The following is a 16,380-nucleotide window of genomic DNA, read 5'->3' as shown; positions in this document are numbered from 1 at the left end:
GAGCTGCCGTGAACCACCCGGACCTCACCCTTGCCGCCGAGACCCGCTCCCCCGTGGGCGTCCCGCCGCTGTTGTCCTCGGATCTGGAGCCGTTGTACCTGCGCCGCTCCGGAACCTCCCTGCTGATCGACTTCAGCACGGGCGAGGCCGCCATGCTGCACTTCGGCGCCGACCTCGGTCCGGTCCTGCCGGATCTTTCGCTGCTGGGCGGGGCCGTACCGCACTCTGCCCTCGACGTCCCGGTGACGCTGGGCGTGATCCCTCAGGCGTCCTCCGGCTGGCGCGGGCGGCCCGGCCTCCGCGGCCACCGGAACGGCCAGGCGTTCTCGGCCCGGCTGCGTGTTGTCAGTGTTGAACGGTCCGGTGCTGAGCGGTCCAGTGGCGAGCGCTCCCGCGGGGCGGACTGCTCGGCCGTCATCACCCAGGCCGACCCCGAGGCCGGTGTCAGCGTCCGCACGGAGATCAGGATCAACGACGGCGGCCTGCTCCAGCTCCGGCATCGGCTCGACAACGACGGCACCGGCCCGTACAGCCTCGACGAACTCGCCGCTGTGCTTCCCGTGGGCCGCGCCGCCACAGAAATCCTGGATCTGACCGGGCGCTGGTGCCGGGAGTCCCACCCCCAGCGCCTGCCGCTGCGCCAAGGCACGTGGGTCCGCTCGGGCCGGCACGGCCGGACCGGCCACGACGCCTCGCTCCTGTTGGCGGCCGGCACCCCCGGATTCGGGAACCGCCACGGGCAGGTGTGGGCCGTGCATCTGGGCTGGAGCGGCAACCACGAGAGCTTCGTTGACGCCGCCGCGGACGGCCGGACCGTCCTCGGCGCCTCGGAACTGCTTGGCGCCGGCGAGATCAGCGTGGCCGCGAACGCCAGCTACGAGACCCCGTGGCTGTACGCTGCCTATTCCGCCGCGGGCCTTGACGGCATCAGCGATGCGTTCTACAGCTGGTTCCGCGGGCGCCCCAACCACCCCGGCGTGCGGTCCGGCAAGGCCCGTCCCGTGGTGCTCAACGTCTGGGAGGCCGTCTACTTCGACCACCGCCTCGAGCCCATGCTCGAACTCGCCGAAGCGGCCGCCGGGCTCGGCGTGGAACGCTTCGTCCTCGACGACGGCTGGTTCCGCGGCCGCCGCAACGATCACGCCGGCCTCGGCGACTGGTACGTCGACGAGGACCTCTGGCCCGAGGGCCTGACACCGCTGGTCGACGCCGTTACCGGCCACGGTATGGAATTCGGGCTCTGGGTCGAACCCGAAATGGTCAACGAAGACTCGGACCTGGCCCGCGCCCACCCGGACTGGATCGCCGGCCCGGCTCCGCGGCGCGCCGGGGGCAACCCGCCCGACGACGGCGGCCCGGCCGGCCGGCTGCCGGAACGGTGGCGGCACCAGCAGGTCCTTGACCTAGTCAATCCGGCGGCTTGGCGATACATCTTCGACAGGCTCGATGCCCTGTTGAGCGAAAACCGGATCAGTTACCTCAAATGGGACCAGAACCGGGACCTGGCCGAGATGGGCCACGCCGGCCGCCCGTCCGTGTACGCCCAGACTCAGGCCGTCTACCGGCTCCTGGACGAGCTCCGCAAGGCCCACCCTGGCGTCGAGATTGAAAGTTGCTCCTCCGGCGGGGCCCGCGTGGATCTCGGCATCCTGGAGCGCACCGACCGGATCTGGGCCTCGGACTGCAACGATGCCCTGGAACGGCAGACCATCCAGCGCTGGACCGGCGTGGTGGTGCCGCCGGAGCTTGTCGGATCGCACATTGGCCCCACCACGAGCCACACCACGGCGCGAACGCACGATCTCTCGTTCCGGGCGATCACCGCGATGTTCGGCCACTTCGGCCTCGAATGGGATGTCCGGCGCCTCGCCGATGCCGATCGTACCGAGCTTGCCCGAGCCATCGCACTGTTCAAGCAGTACCGGCCGCTCCTGCACAGCGGGCGCATGGTGCGGGCCGACGAGCCCGATCCGGCCCTCCGGCTGCACGGCGTCGTGTCCCACGACGGCGGCGAAGCCCTCTACGCCCTGGTGTCCGTGGCGACGTCGTTCGCCGAGGTCCCGGGGAGGGTCTGCCTGCCGGGGCTGCTCCCGGACACCGCGTACCGGGTGGATGCGGTCTACCCCGCGGCCGAGGACCGGCGGGCCTTCCTGCAGGCGGCGCCGCCGGCGTGGCTTGCGGGCGGCGTCGAGGCGTCGGGACGCTTCCTGGCCGAATCCGGGCTCCCCATGCCGGTCCTGAACCCGGAACATGGGCTGCTCCTGGCTGTCCGCCGCGCCCCCGCGGCCGCTTCGGCCGCCGATCCAGCCGCAACCAGCGCACACCCCGTGAGGAACCCCTAGCATGGGCCAGGTTACGAAACGCTCCTACAAGCTCTCCGACGGCCGGGACATCATCTACTTCGATGATGCCGATACCGTCCTGCCCCCGCACCGGGGCGAGGATCTCCGCGCGCCGGCGGTCCGGCCGCCCACGGCCACCATGCGCCAGGACGTCCTGACCGGAGAGTGGATCTCGATCGCGGCCGCCCGGCAGAACCGGGTGGTCCTGCCGCCCTCGCACCTGGACCCGCTGGCCCCGGCGTCGCCGGAGAATCCCTCGGAGATTCCGAGCCTCTACGACGTCGCCGTCTTCGAAAACAAGTCCCCCTCCTTCGGCCCGGACGTGGCGGGGGACGCCGCGCCGGAAGGCCTGGATGACCTCGCCCGGGTGGGGCTGGGCCGCAGCCGGCAGTCCGTGGGCCGGTGCGAAGTGGTGTGCTTCTCCCCGGAACACACCGGCTCCCTGGCCGGCCTGCCCCTGTCCCGGATGCGCACGGTGGTGGAAGCCTGGGCGGACCGGACGGCCGCGCTGTCCGCGCTGCCCGGCGTCGAACAGGTTTTTCCGTTCGAGAACCGCGGCGAAGCGATCGGCGTGACCCTGCACCACCCGCACGGACAGATCTACGCCTACCCGTACATCACGCCGCGCACGGCCCAGCTGGTCCGCACGATCGAAAGTTACGGCGGCTCGCTGTTCGAGGACATCCTCAGCTTCGAGCAGAAATCCGAACGGGTGCTGCTCCAGGGCGAGCACTGGACGGCGTTTGTCCCGTTTGCCGCGCGCTGGCCGCTGGAGGTGCACATCCTCCCGCACCGGCACGTCCCGGACCTCGCCGGCACGACGGACGAGGAACGTGATGAGTTCTCCGTGTTGTACCGCCGGCTCCTGCGTGGCGTCGATGCCCTGTACGACAGCCCCACTCCGTACATTTCGGCGTGGCACCAGGCTCCCGTCCACGCCCACCGGGACGACATCCGGCTCATGCTGCAACTGACCTCGCCCCGGCGGGAGGAGGACAAGCTCAAGTACTTGGCAGGGTCGGAAGCCGCGATGGGGGCATTCATCGCGGACATCCCGCCGGAAACGGCCGCCGCCCGGCTCCGCGACGCCATGGAAGAAGCATCGCCATCACCGCGTATGACAGGGCTCGAGCCATTACGCACAGAACTCCCCGCAACAGAACAGGAAGCAGCCCGGCCATGAACGAGGTCCTTGAACGGGAAAGTGGGTTCTTTTCCAGTGAGTTTGGGGGCGCGCCGGACGGCTTGTGGTCGGCGCCCGGGCGGGTCAACCTGATCGGTGAGCACACGGATTACAACGAGGGCTTCGCGTTTCCGATCGCGATCGACAAGCGCACCACGGTGGCGGCCCGCGTCCGCGCAGACCGTCTGCTCCGGGTCACCAGCAGCTCTTTCCCCGGCGTCATAGAGGTAAGCCTCGATCGCCTGGACCCGGATAGCCTCACCGGCTGGGCCGCATACCCCCTCGGCGTGGCCTGGGCCATGGCCCGGGCGGCAGCCAGCGGCGCCGGTTCCGGCGTCGCGTCCGGTTCAGCAGCCGGTTCCGGTGTCCCGCCGCGGATGTCCGGCCTGGACCTGGCGCTGACCTCGGATGTTCCGGCCGGCGCCGGGCTGTCCTCCTCCGCCGCAATCGAATGCGCGGTGGCCCTGGCCCTGAACGATCTCTGGGATGTGGGGCTGGGCAGGCCGGAGCTGGCAAGGATCGGCCAGCTGGCCGAGAACCGGGTGGTCGGCGCGCCCACGGGCATCATGGACCAGTCGGCCTCGCTCCTGGGCGAGTCCGATCATGGCATCCTGCTCGATTGCCAAAGCCTGATGACCGAGAGTGTTGCGCTCGGCTTCGCCGGCGCCGGGGTGGGGCTGCTCGTGATGGACACCCGCACCAGCCATTCCCATGCCGACGGCGGCTACGCCAGCCGCCGTCGTTCCTGCGAGGACGGCGCCCGCCGCCTGGGCGTCGGCAGCCTGCGGGCGTTGGGCCCAGCCGATCTGCCCCGCGCCGCAGCACAGCTCGACGGACAGACCTACCGGCGGGTCCGCCACATCATCACGGAGAACCAGCGGGTGCTCGACACCGTGACGGCGCTGCGGACCTCCGGCGCCGCCGCGATCGGGCCGTTCCTCAACGAATCGCACGTGTCCATGCGCGACGACTTCGAGATCTCCACCCCTGAGCTCGACCTGGCCGTGGCCAGCGCGCAGGGATTGGGCGCCATCGGTGCGCGCATGACCGGCGGCGGTTTCGGGGGCGCCGCCATCGCTTTGGTCCACACCGACGGCGCCGCAACGGTGGCCGCGGGCGTTGCCCGCGACTTCGCCCGGGCCGGGTACGCGGCCCCGCACATCTTCCCCGTCACCGCGTCCGAGGGCGCCCGCCGGGAACTGTAGCCCGGAAGGGCCCCGGGTCGTTACGCCCGCACGAGGCGGGCGGCGTCGGCCAGAAGTTCCACGGAACGGAGCCGGGGTTCGGTCCCGGTGCTCTGGTGCGCCACGATCAGTTCGTCGGCGTCGGCGTGCTCCGTGAACTCCTCGAGGTACGCCAGGACGGCCTCGGGGGTGCCCACCGCGGAGTACTTCATCATCTGCGCCATATGCTGGCCCTGGGGGGAGTCCAGGATCATGTCCGCTTCGTCGTCGCTGAACACGCGGCCATTGCCGAAGAACAAGGAGACCCTGGCCCGCTTGGTGGCCTGGAGCATCGCCTGCGCCTCAGCGGCGGAGTCGGCGGCGATGACATTGACTCCGGCGATCACGTGCGGGGCCTCGAGCTGCGCGGAGGGCCGGAATTCGCGGCGGTAGACCGCCACCGCGTCCTGCAGCGCGTTGGGCGCGAAGTGCGAGGCGAACGCATAGGGCAGGCCCAGCTGGGCGGCCAGCCTGGCGCCGAACAGGGAGGAACCCAGGATGTACAGCGGCACGTTGGTGCCCTTGCCCGGGGTGGCCTCCACGCCCTGGATGCGGGTGGGGCCGCTGAGGTAGCCCTGGAGCTCCAGGACGTCCTGCGGGAAGCTGTCTGCCGACATCGGATCGCGGCGCAGGGCGCGCATGGTGTTCTGGTCGCTGCCCGGCGCCCGGCCCAGGCCGAGGTCGATCCTGCCCGGGTGCAGGGTCTCCAGCGTGCCGAACTGTTCCGCGATGGTCAGCGGCGAGTGGTTGGGCAGCATCACGCCGCCGGCGCCGAGCCGGATGCTGGAGGTGTGGGCCGCGACGTGGGCGATCAGCACACTCGTGGCGGACGATGCGATCGCGGACATGTTGTGGTGCTCGGCGTACCAGATCCGCCGGTAACCCCGGTCCTCGGCGAGCTGCGCCATGGCCACGCTGCCGGCGAAGCTTTCCGCCGCCGTCTGGCCCGGGCCGATGGTAGCGAGATCAAGAATGGAAAGCGGAACAGTCACGGAAAAGCCGGCCTTTCGTAGCGGAACAGTGTGCGGGCCGGAGTTTGGACTGCGGTCCTGGGCGGCACCGGGTTTCCGGCGCGGGCACACTGGGGTCAACGACGGCGGCCCCCGGGATATTTCTGCGGGCGGCTCAGATGCAGGAGTAGTTGTAGTCCAGGCCGCCGGAGATGTACTGCGTCACGGAGACGCGGCTGCGCGGCGTGAGTCCGGTCAAGGCGCAGTTTGACTTGGCGCGGGACGCCGAGGCGGCACCAGCCAGCCAGCTCGGCAGTCCAGCCAGCGGGCTGGTCGACTTCACGGTTCCGGCGATCTGCGCCCACTGGTAACCCGTGGAGTACAGGCCCACCCGGGCGCCAATCTTCTTGAAATAGGCGGTCAGGACTGCGGGCCGGCGACGCCGCGGTTCTTGGCATCGTCGGACGCTTTCGCCCACCCGTAGATGTAGGAGCAGGCCCGCAACGACCCTGTGGCGCAGTTGCCGCAGGGGTTGGTAACGGACTGGACGGCCGCTGCGCGGGGCACCGCAGCGGCCGAGCGGGGACCGTCCGCGCGGGCGCCCGTGGAATAGTCAGCAGGCTGAGGATGTTCCCTTCCCTATGAGCCCCAACAATTCACAGCACCAGGAATCATCCGCCACGATCGCCCTGAAGGACCTGGCGACAGTCCACCGGCTGGGCTTTGGCGCCATGCGCATCGTCGGCGACGGCGTCTGGGGCGAGCCGGCCGACCGCGCCGCCGCAGTCGCCGTCGTACGCCGCGCCGTGGAGCTTGGCGTCGACTTCATCGACACCGCCGACTCGTACGGCCCCAACATCAGCGAGGAAATCCTCGCCGAGGCGCTGCACCCCTACGGGGACGGGGTCAAGATCGCCACGAAGGTCGGATTCACCCGGACCGGACCTAACGCCTGGATTCCTGTCGGCCGGCCCGAATACCTGCGCCAGCAGACGGAACTGAGCCTGCGCAAGCTCAAGGTCGATGCCCTGGACCTCCTGCAGCTGCACCGGATCGACCCCAAAGTGGACCGCGAGGAGCAGTTCACCGTGCTTCGCGATCTGCAAAAGGAAGGCAAGGTCAAAGCGCTCGGCCTGTCCCAGGTCAGCGTGGAGGAGCTGGAGGAAGCCGGGAAGTACTTCACGGTCTCCACCGTGCAAAACCGGTTCAACCTCACCGACCGCAGCTCCGAGGACGTCCTCGAGTACGCCGAGGAGAACGGCATCGGCTTCATCCCGTGGGCGCCGATCGCCGCGGGCGAGCTTGCCCGGCCCGGCGGGCCGCTGGACGCGGCCGCCAAGCGGCTGGGCGCCACCACCTCCCAGGTCGCGCTGGCCTGGTTGCTGCGCCGCTCCCCCGTCATGATGCCCATCCCCGGCACCGGTTCCATCAAGCATCTGGAAGAAAACCTTGCCGCGGCCGGTGTCGTCGTTGACGATGCCACCTTCGCCGAACTCCAAGCGGCACGCTAAACCCTCCCACCACCCGCCGGCCCTGCCGGCAGAACAGGAACAACACCATGGCTAACATCCTGATGGTCGTCTCGGCCGCAAATTCCCTCACCATGCGCGACGGCACCGAACACCCCACCGGCTACTGGGCCGAGGAACTCGTCGTCTCCCACCAGACTCTCCTAGACGCGGGTCACACCGTGCACATCGCCACCCCCGGCGGCCGGAAACCCACTGTGGACGAGGTCAGCCTCGCGGCTGAGTCCGCGGGCGGCCAGGACCGTGCCGACGGTTTCCGGAACTATCTCGAGTCGATCGACGCCGAGCTCTCCGCCCCGCTGGTGCTGGGCGGCGTCGACGTCTCCGACTATGACGCCGTCGTCATGCCGGGCGGCCACGGGCCCATGGCCGACCTGTACAAAGACGCGGACCTCGGCAGGATCCTCTCCGGCGCCAACGCCGCTGCCAAGATCATCGCGCCGTTCTGCCACGGCCCGGCCGGGCTGCTGAGCGCCACGGACGACGACGGCGCGTTCACCTTCGCCGGACGCCGCCTCACCGTCTTCACCAATGAGGAGGAGCTGGGCGGCGGCACGGGACCCAATACACCGTGGTTCGTGGAGGACGTCCTGACGGAGAGGGGCGCGGTAGTGGACAACGGCGCGGCCTGGACGTCGCATGTTGTGCGGGACGGAAACCTCATCACCGGGCAGAACCCGCAGTCCAGCGAGGACGTGGCCAAGGAGGTCCTCAAGGCCCTCGCCGAATAAGCCACTCCTAGCCGGGTCCGGGAACCCCGGACCCGGCTAAGCTAACCGCATGGCCATCAAATCCACTGCAGACAAAGTCGCCACGATCGTCCAGGGCTACACCCTGGACGGCCCGACGATCGAGCTCGGCGCGGCGATCGTCGACGGCGAACTCCACAAGGAAGCCTCCGTCCGGCTGCCGCTCGCGATGATGAACCGGCACGGCCTCGTGGCCGGGGCGACGGGCACGGGCAAGACCGTCACGCTGCACATGATGGCCGAACAGCTTTCCACCGCCGGTGTGCCCGTGTTCCTGGCCGACATCAAGGGCGACCTCTCCGGCCTGGCCACCGCCGCCACCGGCAGCGAAAAACTCCTGGCCCGCACTGAGAGCATCGGCCAGGCCTGGTCCGGCAAGACTTTTCCGGTGGAGTTCCTGGCCCTCGGCGGCGACGGCAAGGGCATACCGGTCCGCGCCACCATCACCTCCTTCGGCCCAATCCTGCTCTCCCGGATCATGGACCTGAACGAGACCCAGGAATCCAGCCTGCAGCTCGTCTTCCATTTCGCGGACAAGAAAGACCTGGAGCTGATCGACCTCAAGGACCTGCGGGCCGTGATCCAATTCCTGACCTCGGCCGAGGGCAAGGACGAACTTGAGGAACTCGGCGGCCTCTCCAAGGCAACCGCCGGCGTAATCCTGCGCGAACTGATCACGCTCGAGGCTCAGGGTATGGAGAAGTTCTTCGGCGAACCCGAGTTCGACACCGCCGAACTGCTGCGTACCGCGCCGGACGGCCGCGGTGTGGTGAGCTGCCTGGAACTTCCGACGCTGCAGACCAAGCCCATGCTCTTCTCGACCTTTCTCATGTGGCTGCTGGCCGACCTCTTCGAGGACCTGCCCGAGGCCGGGGACCTCGACAAGCCCAAGCTCGTCTTCTTCCTCGATGAGGCCCACCTGTTGTTCAACGGCGCCTCGAAAGCCTTCCTTGATGCGATCACCACCACCGTCCGGCTCATCAGGTCCAAAGGTGTCGGAATTTTCTTCGTGACGCAGACCCCCAAGGACGTCCCCGCCGACGTCCTTGGCCAGCTGGCAAACCGCGTGCAGCACGCCCTCCGCGCCTATACCCCGGAAGACGCCAAGGCCCTCAGGGCCACCGTCTCCACCTTCCCGACCAGCGACTACGACCTCGAGGAGACCCTCACGACCGCCGGCATCGGCGAGGCCGTCATCACAGTCCTGAATGAGAAGGGCGCGCCGACCCCGGTGGCGCTGACCCGGCTCCGCGCCCCGGAGTCCGTGATGGGTCCCAGCACCGACGAGCTGATCTCCGGCACCGTAGCCGCCTCCGCCCTGCTGCCCAAGTACGGCACCGCCATCGACAACATCTCGGCGTACGAGAAGATCGCCGCCGAAAGCGGTGACCACACAGGCGCTGCCCCCACCGGACCGGCGGCCGGGACCGCACACCACGGCGGCGCCCGGGACGGCGGCAGCCGGGACTCCGCCCAGGGCGGCGGTTGGGACCCCCGCGCCATCGACGCCGAAGCCCGACGGATCGAGGAGGAAATCCTTGGCCGCCCCAGCAGCCGCCCCGCGCCGGCGCCCAGGATGCCCGACGATGACAACGTGGCCGGGCGGCGGGCCCCCCGGCCGGCGCAGCCGCCAGCCGGCGGTGGCGGGGGCATCGGCGGCGAACTCGCCGGGGCCCTGGGCGGCGGCCTCCAGAGCATGGCCCGCTCGCTGGGGACCCAGCTTGGCAGGGAACTGCTCCGCGGCGTCTTCGGCACTTCCTCCAAACGCCGCCGCCGCTAGGGATCACCGCGGCGGCATCCAACCGAACCTTCCCGGCCGCTGGCCGGGCGGCCTTCAGTCATGCTCCGCGTCACAGATGCGGACTGTGACACCGGGATTCCTGTGGGGTACAGGTAACGTAAGAATGGTGCAGATGAGTCAGGCGTTGGTCAAAATCGCAGCAGTGTGGCTGCTGGGACTGATGCTTGCCGTCGCCGGGGCCATCGTGTCGATCAACCTGGTGAACGCCTCCATAGCCGGGCCCCAGCAGCCAGTCCGCGAATATTTGAGTGCCCTGCAAAAGGGCGATGGCGAAAAGGCGCTGGGCCTCTTGCGCGCCTCCGTGCCACAAAGCAACCCGGCAATGCTCGACGGCACGGCCCTGCAGACCGCGGCGGCACGGATCTCCGAGGTCAAGCTAGGCGCCGCGGAAGAGCGCGGTGCCAATCAGGTTATGGTGCCCATGGAGTACACCGTCGACGGCAACAAGCTGCGGACCGAGTTCCTGTTGGAGCGCTCCGGCACCGAGTGGCTGTTCTTCCACAAATGGTCTTTCGTCCCCTCTGAGCTGCCCGTCCTGGACGTCACCGTGGTCAACTCCAGCGAGGCCACCCTCAACGGGGTGCCGGTGAACATGCCCAACGGCCGCAACTCCTTCGCTGTCTTCTACCCGGGCGAGTACGAGGCGACCCTGAACGGCCAGTACTTCTCCGCCCCGGCCACCCGCGCCACCGTGTCGGCCGCCGACGCGCCCCCGGCCTCGCTGAACCTGCTGACCGAGGCCACAGGCGCCCTGAAGGAAGCCGTGAGCGGCAAGGTCAAGGAGTTCCTGGACTCCTGCGCGGACGAGGCCGACAAGCAGCAGAAGCTGCAGCCCAACTGCCCGTTCTACCACGCCACCAACAACCGCGTGATGGACGGAACCATCGACTGGAGCATCACGGACTACCCGAGCGTCAGCATCGAGCCGTTCGGCGGCCGCTGGGTGGTCGCTCCCCTCGACGGCAAGGCCCGGATCAAGGCCCGCCAACAGGATCTGTTCACGGGCGCCGTGTCCGACATCGACTCCGTCCACGATTTCAGCTTCACGACCCGGCTGGACATCGACGGCGACACCGTCAAACTCACGCCGCAGCTGGACTACTAGCACCCGCCCGGACTTCCGCGGCCGGAGGGCCCGACGAAAGCCAAAAGGCTGCTGGCCGTGACGCAGGGTCACGGACAGCAGCCTTCTGATCAGCCTTGGCGCAGCGGCTCAGTCCATTCCGCGCAGGTCCAGGACCAGCTCGGTGTCGCCGTCGGCCTGCAGGAGCACGGGGATTCCCCAGTCCTGCTGGTAGAGGTGGCAGGCCGCATGGTCCGGGATCTCGCCGTCGGCGTCTTCGGGCCCGTCACACGCCGCCGCGCGGGCGGTGATGTGCAGGACGCCCTCGGGGACCTCGGAGGAGAGCTCCAGTGTGCGCAGGAGCCCCACGGACGTCCCGCCGCCGGAGACCAGCAGTTCGGGGGGTGTGGACGAGATCTTCAACTGGGTGGGATCGCCCCAGCGGTCGTCCAGTTTCTGACCGGTGGGCGCCGTGAAGCGGACCGCCAGTTCGAGCGGCCCGGGCGCCACAGGGCTCTTGGGCCGGTGGGTCTGCGCCGCGCCCTCGTCCACCTGCTGCGCTTCCTTCGGGATGGGCACGTACACGAGCTGGTGCTTGTTGGCCTCGACCACCACCAGCAACGGCTCGGATCCGGCGACCTGGGTGTGGTCCACAATCACGTCCGAGGGCTCGGACAGTCCGCGGGCCAGCGTGGAGACCGTGCCCGTTGCGGGGTCGTAGCGGCGGACTGCGCCGTTGTACGTGTCCGCGATGGCCACCGAACCGTCAGGGAGCACCGTGACGCCGAGCGGGTGCTGCAGCCGCGCCTCCGCGGCGGGGCCGTCGCGGAAGCCGAAGTCGAACAGGCCCTTGCCCACCGCCGACTCGACGGTGATGCTGCCGGCGTCGTCAATGACGAGCTTGCGCAGGGCGGAGGTCTCGGAGTCAGCCACCCAGATGTTGCCGTCCGCGTCTTCGGCAAGGCCGGAAGACTGGGCGAACCAGGCTTCAGCGGCGGGGCCGTCCAGGAGCCCTTCGAGGCCGTTGCCGGCGATGATCTTTACGGCGCCGGAGCCCGGGTCGAAACTGAAGATCTGGTGCACTCCGGCCATCGCGACCACCACGGCGTTGAGCTTGGTGGACCAGACGACGTCCCACGGCGAGCTCAGGGACACCGCGAGTGGGTCCGCCTCGAGCCGGGTACCGTAGGCGGCGCCTTCCTCGTCCACGCGGGCCGGGCCGGTTTCCAGCAGCCGCTGTACACCGTTGCCGGCCAGCGTCCGGACGGTGCCGTCCGCGAGGGACAGCCCGCGGAGCCGGTGATTCACTGAGTCGGCAATGACGACGTCGTAGCCGGCGCCGGCTGCGACGTCCTCGGGCAGCAGCACCAGGCCCTGGGGTTCGTTGAACAGGGCGGTGGCGGCGTTGCCGTCGGCGTGGCCCTTTTCACCGGAGCCATACGTGGCCAGCACGGTCTCAAAGTCGGTGGAGAGTTCCACCAGCCGGTGGTGGCCGGTGTCGGTCACCAGCCACGAGCCGTAGCCGGCGCCTTCGACGCCCTCGACGCCGCGGCCGGCGGGCAGGAACAGCGCCTTGCCCGGGAAGCGCAGCGTGCCCGACGTCGGTTCCGGCGCCACATAGGGGCCGTCGCCCCGGTGCAGGGTGCCTCTGGCTTCGTGTTCGGCGATCAGCTCGGGGATCAGCACGGCGAGGCCGTCCGCGTGGCCCTCGCCGGAGAGGTGCGCCACGATGTAGCCCTCGGGATCGATGACCACCAGGGTCGGCCAGGCCCGGGCCGTATAGGCCTTCCAGGTGTCCAGCTCGGGGTCGTCGAGGACAGGGTGGCGGATCTCGTAGCGTTCGACGGCGGCCGCCAGCGCCACGGGATCGGCCTCGTGCTCGAATTTGGGCGAATGCACGCCGACCGTCACGAGGACATCCGAGTACTGCTGCTCGAGCGGGCGGAGTTCGTCCAGGACGTGCAGGCAGTTGATGCAGCAGAACGTCCAGAAGTCCAGCAGCACGATCTTGCCGCGCAGGGATTCAAGGTCCAGGGACTTGCCACCGGTGTTCAGCCAGTTGCGGCCCACCAGTTCGGAGGCCCGGACCCGGAGGTGGGTGCGTACGGATTCGGTCATGAGCGTCCTTCCAGCTTTGAATTGCGTTCGGCAAGCCGGGCGTCGCGCTCGGCCAGCTTGGCAAACATATCGTTGTAAGCGGTGAGATCGGCGTCGTTATTCCTGTCCGCCGCCCGGTCGGTGCGTTTGGACTCGCGCGCGTCGGAGCGGGACCACATTACGGCGACACCGATCGCTACCAGCAGGGTTGGCACTTCGCCGATCCCCCACGCCACGGCACCGCCCATCTGCTGGTCCAGCAGGGCCGCGGGGCCCCAGGTCCGCCCCAGGTTGCCGAAGTAGTCGGCGGCCAGCAGCCCGGTGCCGCCCATGATGGCGACGCCGAAGAACGCGTGGAAGCCCATGGTGGCCAACAGGAGCAGCAGCCGCATGGGGTACGGTGCGCGGCGCGGCAACGGATCGGTGCCGATCATGGTGAGCACGAAGATGTAGCCGGTGAGGGCGAAGTGCAGGTTCATGAGTTCGTGGCCCACGTGGTCCCGCATCGCGTAGCCGAAGGCGTCCGAGTAGTAGAAAAGCACGATCGAGCCGGCGAAGTTGGCGGCCGCGAACAGCGGGTGGGTCACCAGTTGCGAGAACTTGGAGTGGATGAAGATCATGAGCCACTCGCGCGGGCCGCGGGAGCTGTCGCGCCGGGAGGGCAGCGCCCGCAGTGCCAGCGTCACGGGGGCGCCGAGGACCAGGAAGATGGGGGCCACCATGGTCAGGGCCATGTGGTCCACCATGTGCGCCGAAAACAGCACCCGGCCATAGACCGACGGCGGCCCCGAGGTCACGTAGGTGAGGACCACGAGTCCGATCACCCAGTTGACCGTCCGGAACCAGGGCCACGAGTCGCCCCGCTTCAGCACCCTTCGTACGCCGAGGAGGTAGGACACCAGGCCAAATACGACGACGGCGATCCAGAGCCAGTCGAGCCGCCACTCCGTGAGCCATCGCTCCGGGGTCAGTTCCGGCGGCAGCTCGTAGCCGGAGAGGATGAAGGCCGGCGAAGCGTCGGGGGCGAAAGTGGTGGGCTGTGGCGGGGCGGAACGCCCCAGCGCGACCGCGATCCCGGACGTCGCTCCCATGATGAGCAGCTCCACGATCACCAACTGCCACAGCACCCGGCGCGCGGACCTGCCCATGGCGCGGTTGCCGAGCTGCGGGATGACCCAGCGGCGGTGCATGAGCCCGATGCCGCCCAACACCAGGACCGCTGCCGTCTTCGCGAGGATCAGTTGCCCGTAGGCCGAGCCGAAGAGGTCTGCCCATGTGGTGAGCCGGATGCTGGCGTTGATCACGCCTGAGGCGAAGACCAGGGCGAAGGCAAAACCGGCCAGGGATGAGAACCGGCGCAGGGTTGGCTCGGTGATGTCTGCTGTCCCCGGGGCTGCCCCTGAGGTGCGCCCGCGGGCGCCCGTCCCTTCCAGGACGCCGGAGAGGACTGCGAGCATGATGATGCCGCCCACCCAGGCCGATACGCCGACCAGGTGCAGGCCGAGCGAGTTGATGGCTCCCTCGTGGTCGCTGGAGCTGGAGGAGTGTCCGATCAGGGCAGCGGGAACCAGACCGATCAGGGAAAGGACCAGCGTCAGTGCCAGGCCGCCGCGGGAGCGCACTCCGAACAGGGCGGTGGTAACGACGGCGGCGATGATTACGACAGCCAGCCACGCGCGTCCGGTTTCGATGTCCGTCATGAAGTACACGAGGGAACGGGTGAATTCCGGATCCCCGGAGATGCCCTGCCCCGCAATGTCCGCGTAGCCCAGGACCAGCACGGTGATCGCGGACAGCGTCCAGACGGCGCCGGCGGCCGCTGCCACGGCCAGCGCCCGGGTGAAGGCCGGATGTTCCGGGGCGTCCTGCTCCTTGGACCGGGAGCCGCTCCTGTTCCGCGGCAGGATGCCGACGGCGAAGATAAGGCCGCCGATCACTGTGGCGACGGCGACGTTGTGGGTCGCTTTGCTCACCGGAAGCCCCCAGCGCACCAGCGCGCCGGGGTCTGAGACCTCACGGGCGGCTGCCGCGCCGGAGAAGATAAGTGCCGCTACCAGGCCAATAAACAACGCGCCAAGGCCTGCGATCAGCCAAGGCCGGGCAATCCCGGCGGGACCGGAGCCAGGGCCGCGTGCGTCCCCGGGGGGAACGGGCGCTGCGGTTGTGGGCGTGGGATTTACTGCGGAAGGCACACCTCCATTGTCCGCTACGCCGCCTTGCTCAGCGAATCGGCCCCGGCGGCTGCGCCTTCTGGGATCCGCCCGGCCGGCCCGGCCTTCAAAGGGCCTCGACATGGTCGGGACGGCAGACCGGCTGGCTTAAGACCGGTTAGGGGCCGGCAGGCGACTGGCCGGGGACTGACCGGGGACTGGCGGGGGACGCAAAAGGAGCGGCAACCCAAGGGTTGCCGCTCCTTTCAAGCCTGCGAAGAAGATTACTTCTTCTTGGCGACTGCAGCCTTCAGCTTGGAGCCGGCGGTCAGCTTGACGCTGTGGCCAGCGGCAATCTGGATGGTCTCGCCGGTCTGCGGGTTGCGGCCGGTGCGAGCTGCACGGTCGGTGCGCTCTACGGCGAGCCAGCCCGGGATGGTGATCTTTTCGCCCGCGGCGACGGAGGTCTCGAAGACCTCGAACAGTGCGTCGAGCACGGAGTTGACTGCTGCCTGGCTGGTGCCGGCCTTGCCTGCTACCTCTGCAACAAGTTCACTACGGTTCTTAGCCATTTATGTCCTCCTGGACGGTCACGATTTTTGGAGCCTGCACACGGCATGCGTACAAACCACTGTTCGAAAACTTACCAGCTTGGCGCCTCAGAGGTGGCAAATTCCGCGTGTTTTCGGCCTTTTTTGGGGAAAATCACTGGAATCGGGCGCCGATCGCCGTCAAATTGCGCCGAGAGCGGACGCCCCCTCGTCGGCGCCGTTTCACCGAGTTCCGCCGCGGTCCCCGCCGGCGGACTTTGCGCCGCCGGGTAGCCGGCCGGGTCGCTGCCAGTTCGGCACCGGCCCCAAGGTCCTGGCGGACCGTGAGGGGAAGCCCTGGCGGGGGCGACGCCGGCACCCGACCTGGGTGCCCACTTGGATGCCCCACCGGCTGCCCGGGGCACGAGGGGCGCTCGTGCCGGGCCCTGGGACCGCGCTGTTCTGGCAGACCGTGACCCCGGGCCTGGTTGGGGGTCATCTGGCCGGGGGATGGCCGCCGTGGGCGCCGGCCGGGGGGCTCCGGGCGGGCACTCAGCCCTAAAGGTGGGTTAAATGCGGGAGGACCCCAACCTGGTGGTTGGGGTCCTCGACCGTGAATGGTGTTCCGGCGGTGACCTACTCTCCCACACCCTCCCGGGTGCAGTACCATCGGCGCTGTGGGTCTTAGCTTCCGGGTTCGGGATGGGACCGGGCGTTTCCCCCACGCTATGACCGCCGTAACCCTTGCTCCGCCACGGACCCG

Annotated in this window: 12 protein-coding genes and 1 rRNA gene; 7 read left to right on the top strand and 6 right to left on the bottom strand. The window is 69.0% G+C overall.

Features of this window, described 5'->3' with window-relative positions; genetic code table 11:
• The first annotated feature begins 83 nt into the window (after positions 1-83).
• Genes B5X90_RS05190 through galK form a run of 3 tightly spaced genes read left to right on the top strand, consistent with a single transcriptional unit; the run spans position 84 to position 4,730 of the window.
• A complete protein-coding gene (locus B5X90_RS05190) occupies positions 84-2,342 on the top strand; it encodes an alpha-galactosidase (protein ID WP_079551148.1) in 2,259 nt (752 codons plus the stop codon).
• A 1-nt stretch (position 2,343) separates the two neighbouring features.
• Positions 2,344-3,525 carry a galactose-1-phosphate uridylyltransferase gene (gene galT, locus B5X90_RS05185; protein ID WP_079550598.1) on the top strand — a complete coding sequence of 394 codons (1,182 nt, stop codon included), beginning with the start codon at positions 2,344-2,346 and terminating at the stop codon, positions 3,523-3,525.
• Positions 3,522-4,730 (top strand): galactokinase, encoded by a 1,209-nt coding sequence (gene galK, locus B5X90_RS05180; RefSeq protein ID WP_079550596.1) that lies wholly within the window; start codon positions 3,522-3,524, stop codon positions 4,728-4,730. Before galT ends, galK begins: the two co-directional genes overlap by 4 nt.
• Before the next feature lie 20 nt (positions 4,731-4,750).
• On the opposite strand, the gene B5X90_RS05175 is transcribed toward galK, so the two are convergent.
• The gene (locus B5X90_RS05175; protein ID WP_079550594.1) at positions 4,751-5,740 is read right to left on the bottom strand and encodes an LLM class flavin-dependent oxidoreductase; all 990 of its coding nucleotides are present in this window, start codon (positions 5,738-5,740) and stop codon (positions 4,751-4,753) included.
• 133 nt (positions 5,741-5,873) lie between these two features.
• Positions 5,874-6,176 (bottom strand): hypothetical protein, encoded by a 303-nt coding sequence (locus tag B5X90_RS05170; protein WP_179129058.1) that lies wholly within the window; start codon positions 6,174-6,176, stop codon positions 5,874-5,876.
• A 163-nt stretch (positions 6,177-6,339) separates the two neighbouring features.
• Between B5X90_RS05170 and B5X90_RS05165 the strand changes: the two genes are divergently transcribed.
• From B5X90_RS05165 to B5X90_RS05150, 4 genes are all read left to right on the top strand, one after another.
• The gene (locus B5X90_RS05165) at positions 6,340-7,209 is read left to right on the top strand and encodes an aldo/keto reductase (protein ID WP_079550592.1); all 870 of its coding nucleotides are present in this window, start codon (positions 6,340-6,342) and stop codon (positions 7,207-7,209) included.
• A 47-nt stretch (positions 7,210-7,256) separates the two neighbouring features.
• Positions 7,257-7,958 (top strand): type 1 glutamine amidotransferase domain-containing protein, encoded by a 702-nt coding sequence (locus B5X90_RS05160; protein ID WP_079550590.1) that lies wholly within the window; start codon positions 7,257-7,259, stop codon positions 7,956-7,958.
• Between the two features lie 49 nt (positions 7,959-8,007).
• Positions 8,008-9,756, top strand: a complete 1,749-nt coding sequence (locus B5X90_RS05155) for a helicase HerA-like domain-containing protein (RefSeq protein ID WP_079550588.1) — start codon at positions 8,008-8,010, stop codon at positions 9,754-9,756.
• A 133-nt stretch (positions 9,757-9,889) separates the two neighbouring features.
• Positions 9,890-10,882 (top strand): hypothetical protein, encoded by a 993-nt coding sequence (locus tag B5X90_RS05150; protein ID WP_079550586.1) that lies wholly within the window; start codon positions 9,890-9,892, stop codon positions 10,880-10,882.
• Positions 10,883-10,990: 108 nt separating this feature from the next.
• Here the strand turns inward: B5X90_RS05150 and B5X90_RS05145 are convergent, their stop codons facing one another.
• From B5X90_RS05145 to rrf, 4 genes are all read right to left on the bottom strand, one after another.
• Positions 10,991-12,958 carry an NHL domain-containing thioredoxin family protein gene (locus B5X90_RS05145; RefSeq protein WP_079550583.1) on the bottom strand — a complete coding sequence of 656 codons (1,968 nt, stop codon included), beginning with the start codon at positions 12,956-12,958 and terminating at the stop codon, positions 10,991-10,993.
• Positions 12,955-15,129 (bottom strand): cytochrome c oxidase assembly protein, encoded by a 2,175-nt coding sequence (locus tag B5X90_RS05140; RefSeq protein WP_372702871.1) that lies wholly within the window; start codon positions 15,127-15,129, stop codon positions 12,955-12,957. The genes B5X90_RS05145 and B5X90_RS05140 overlap by 4 nt, the downstream gene beginning before the upstream one ends.
• Positions 15,130-15,371: 242 nt before the next feature.
• On the bottom strand, positions 15,372-15,659 hold the full coding sequence (locus B5X90_RS05135; protein ID WP_011776355.1) for an HU family DNA-binding protein: 288 nt from the start codon (positions 15,657-15,659) through the stop codon (positions 15,372-15,374).
• Between the two features lie 581 nt (positions 15,660-16,240).
• Positions 16,241-16,357 (bottom strand): 5S ribosomal RNA (rrf, locus tag B5X90_RS05130).
• Positions 16,358-16,380 lie beyond the last annotated feature (23 nt).

The sequence above is a fragment of the Arthrobacter sp. 49Tsu3.1M3 genome (assembly GCF_900168135.1).
GTDB lineage: Bacteria > Actinomycetota > Actinomycetes > Actinomycetales > Micrococcaceae > Arthrobacter.
Note: the sequence above shows the minus strand (reverse complement) of the source record. Positions and strands in the feature narration are given on the sequence as shown.

What these genes read in the sequence shown, in the direction of transcription:
- galT (WP_079550598.1), top strand. Translation starts at nt 2,344, where the DNA reads ATGGGCCAGGTTACGAAACGCTCCTACAAGCTCTCCGACGGCCGGGAC.
- galK (WP_079550596.1), top strand. Translation starts at nt 3,522, where the DNA reads ATGAACGAGGTCCTTGAACGGGAAAGTGGGTTCTTTTCCAGTGAGTTT.
- B5X90_RS05165 (WP_079550592.1), top strand. Translation starts at nt 6,340, where the DNA reads ATGAGCCCCAACAATTCACAGCACCAGGAATCATCCGCCACGATCGCC.
- B5X90_RS05160 (WP_079550590.1), top strand. Translation starts at nt 7,257, where the DNA reads ATGGCTAACATCCTGATGGTCGTCTCGGCCGCAAATTCCCTCACCATG.
- B5X90_RS05155 (WP_079550588.1), top strand. Translation starts at nt 8,008, where the DNA reads ATGGCCATCAAATCCACTGCAGACAAAGTCGCCACGATCGTCCAGGGC.
- B5X90_RS05150 (WP_079550586.1), top strand. Translation starts at nt 9,890, where the DNA reads ATGAGTCAGGCGTTGGTCAAAATCGCAGCAGTGTGGCTGCTGGGACTG.
- B5X90_RS05145 (WP_079550583.1), bottom strand. Translation starts at nt 12,958, where the DNA reads ATGACCGAATCCGTACGCACCCACCTCCGGGTCCGGGCCTCCGAACTG.
- B5X90_RS05135 (WP_011776355.1), bottom strand. Translation starts at nt 15,659, where the DNA reads ATGGCTAAGAACCGTAGTGAACTTGTTGCAGAGGTAGCAGGCAAGGCC.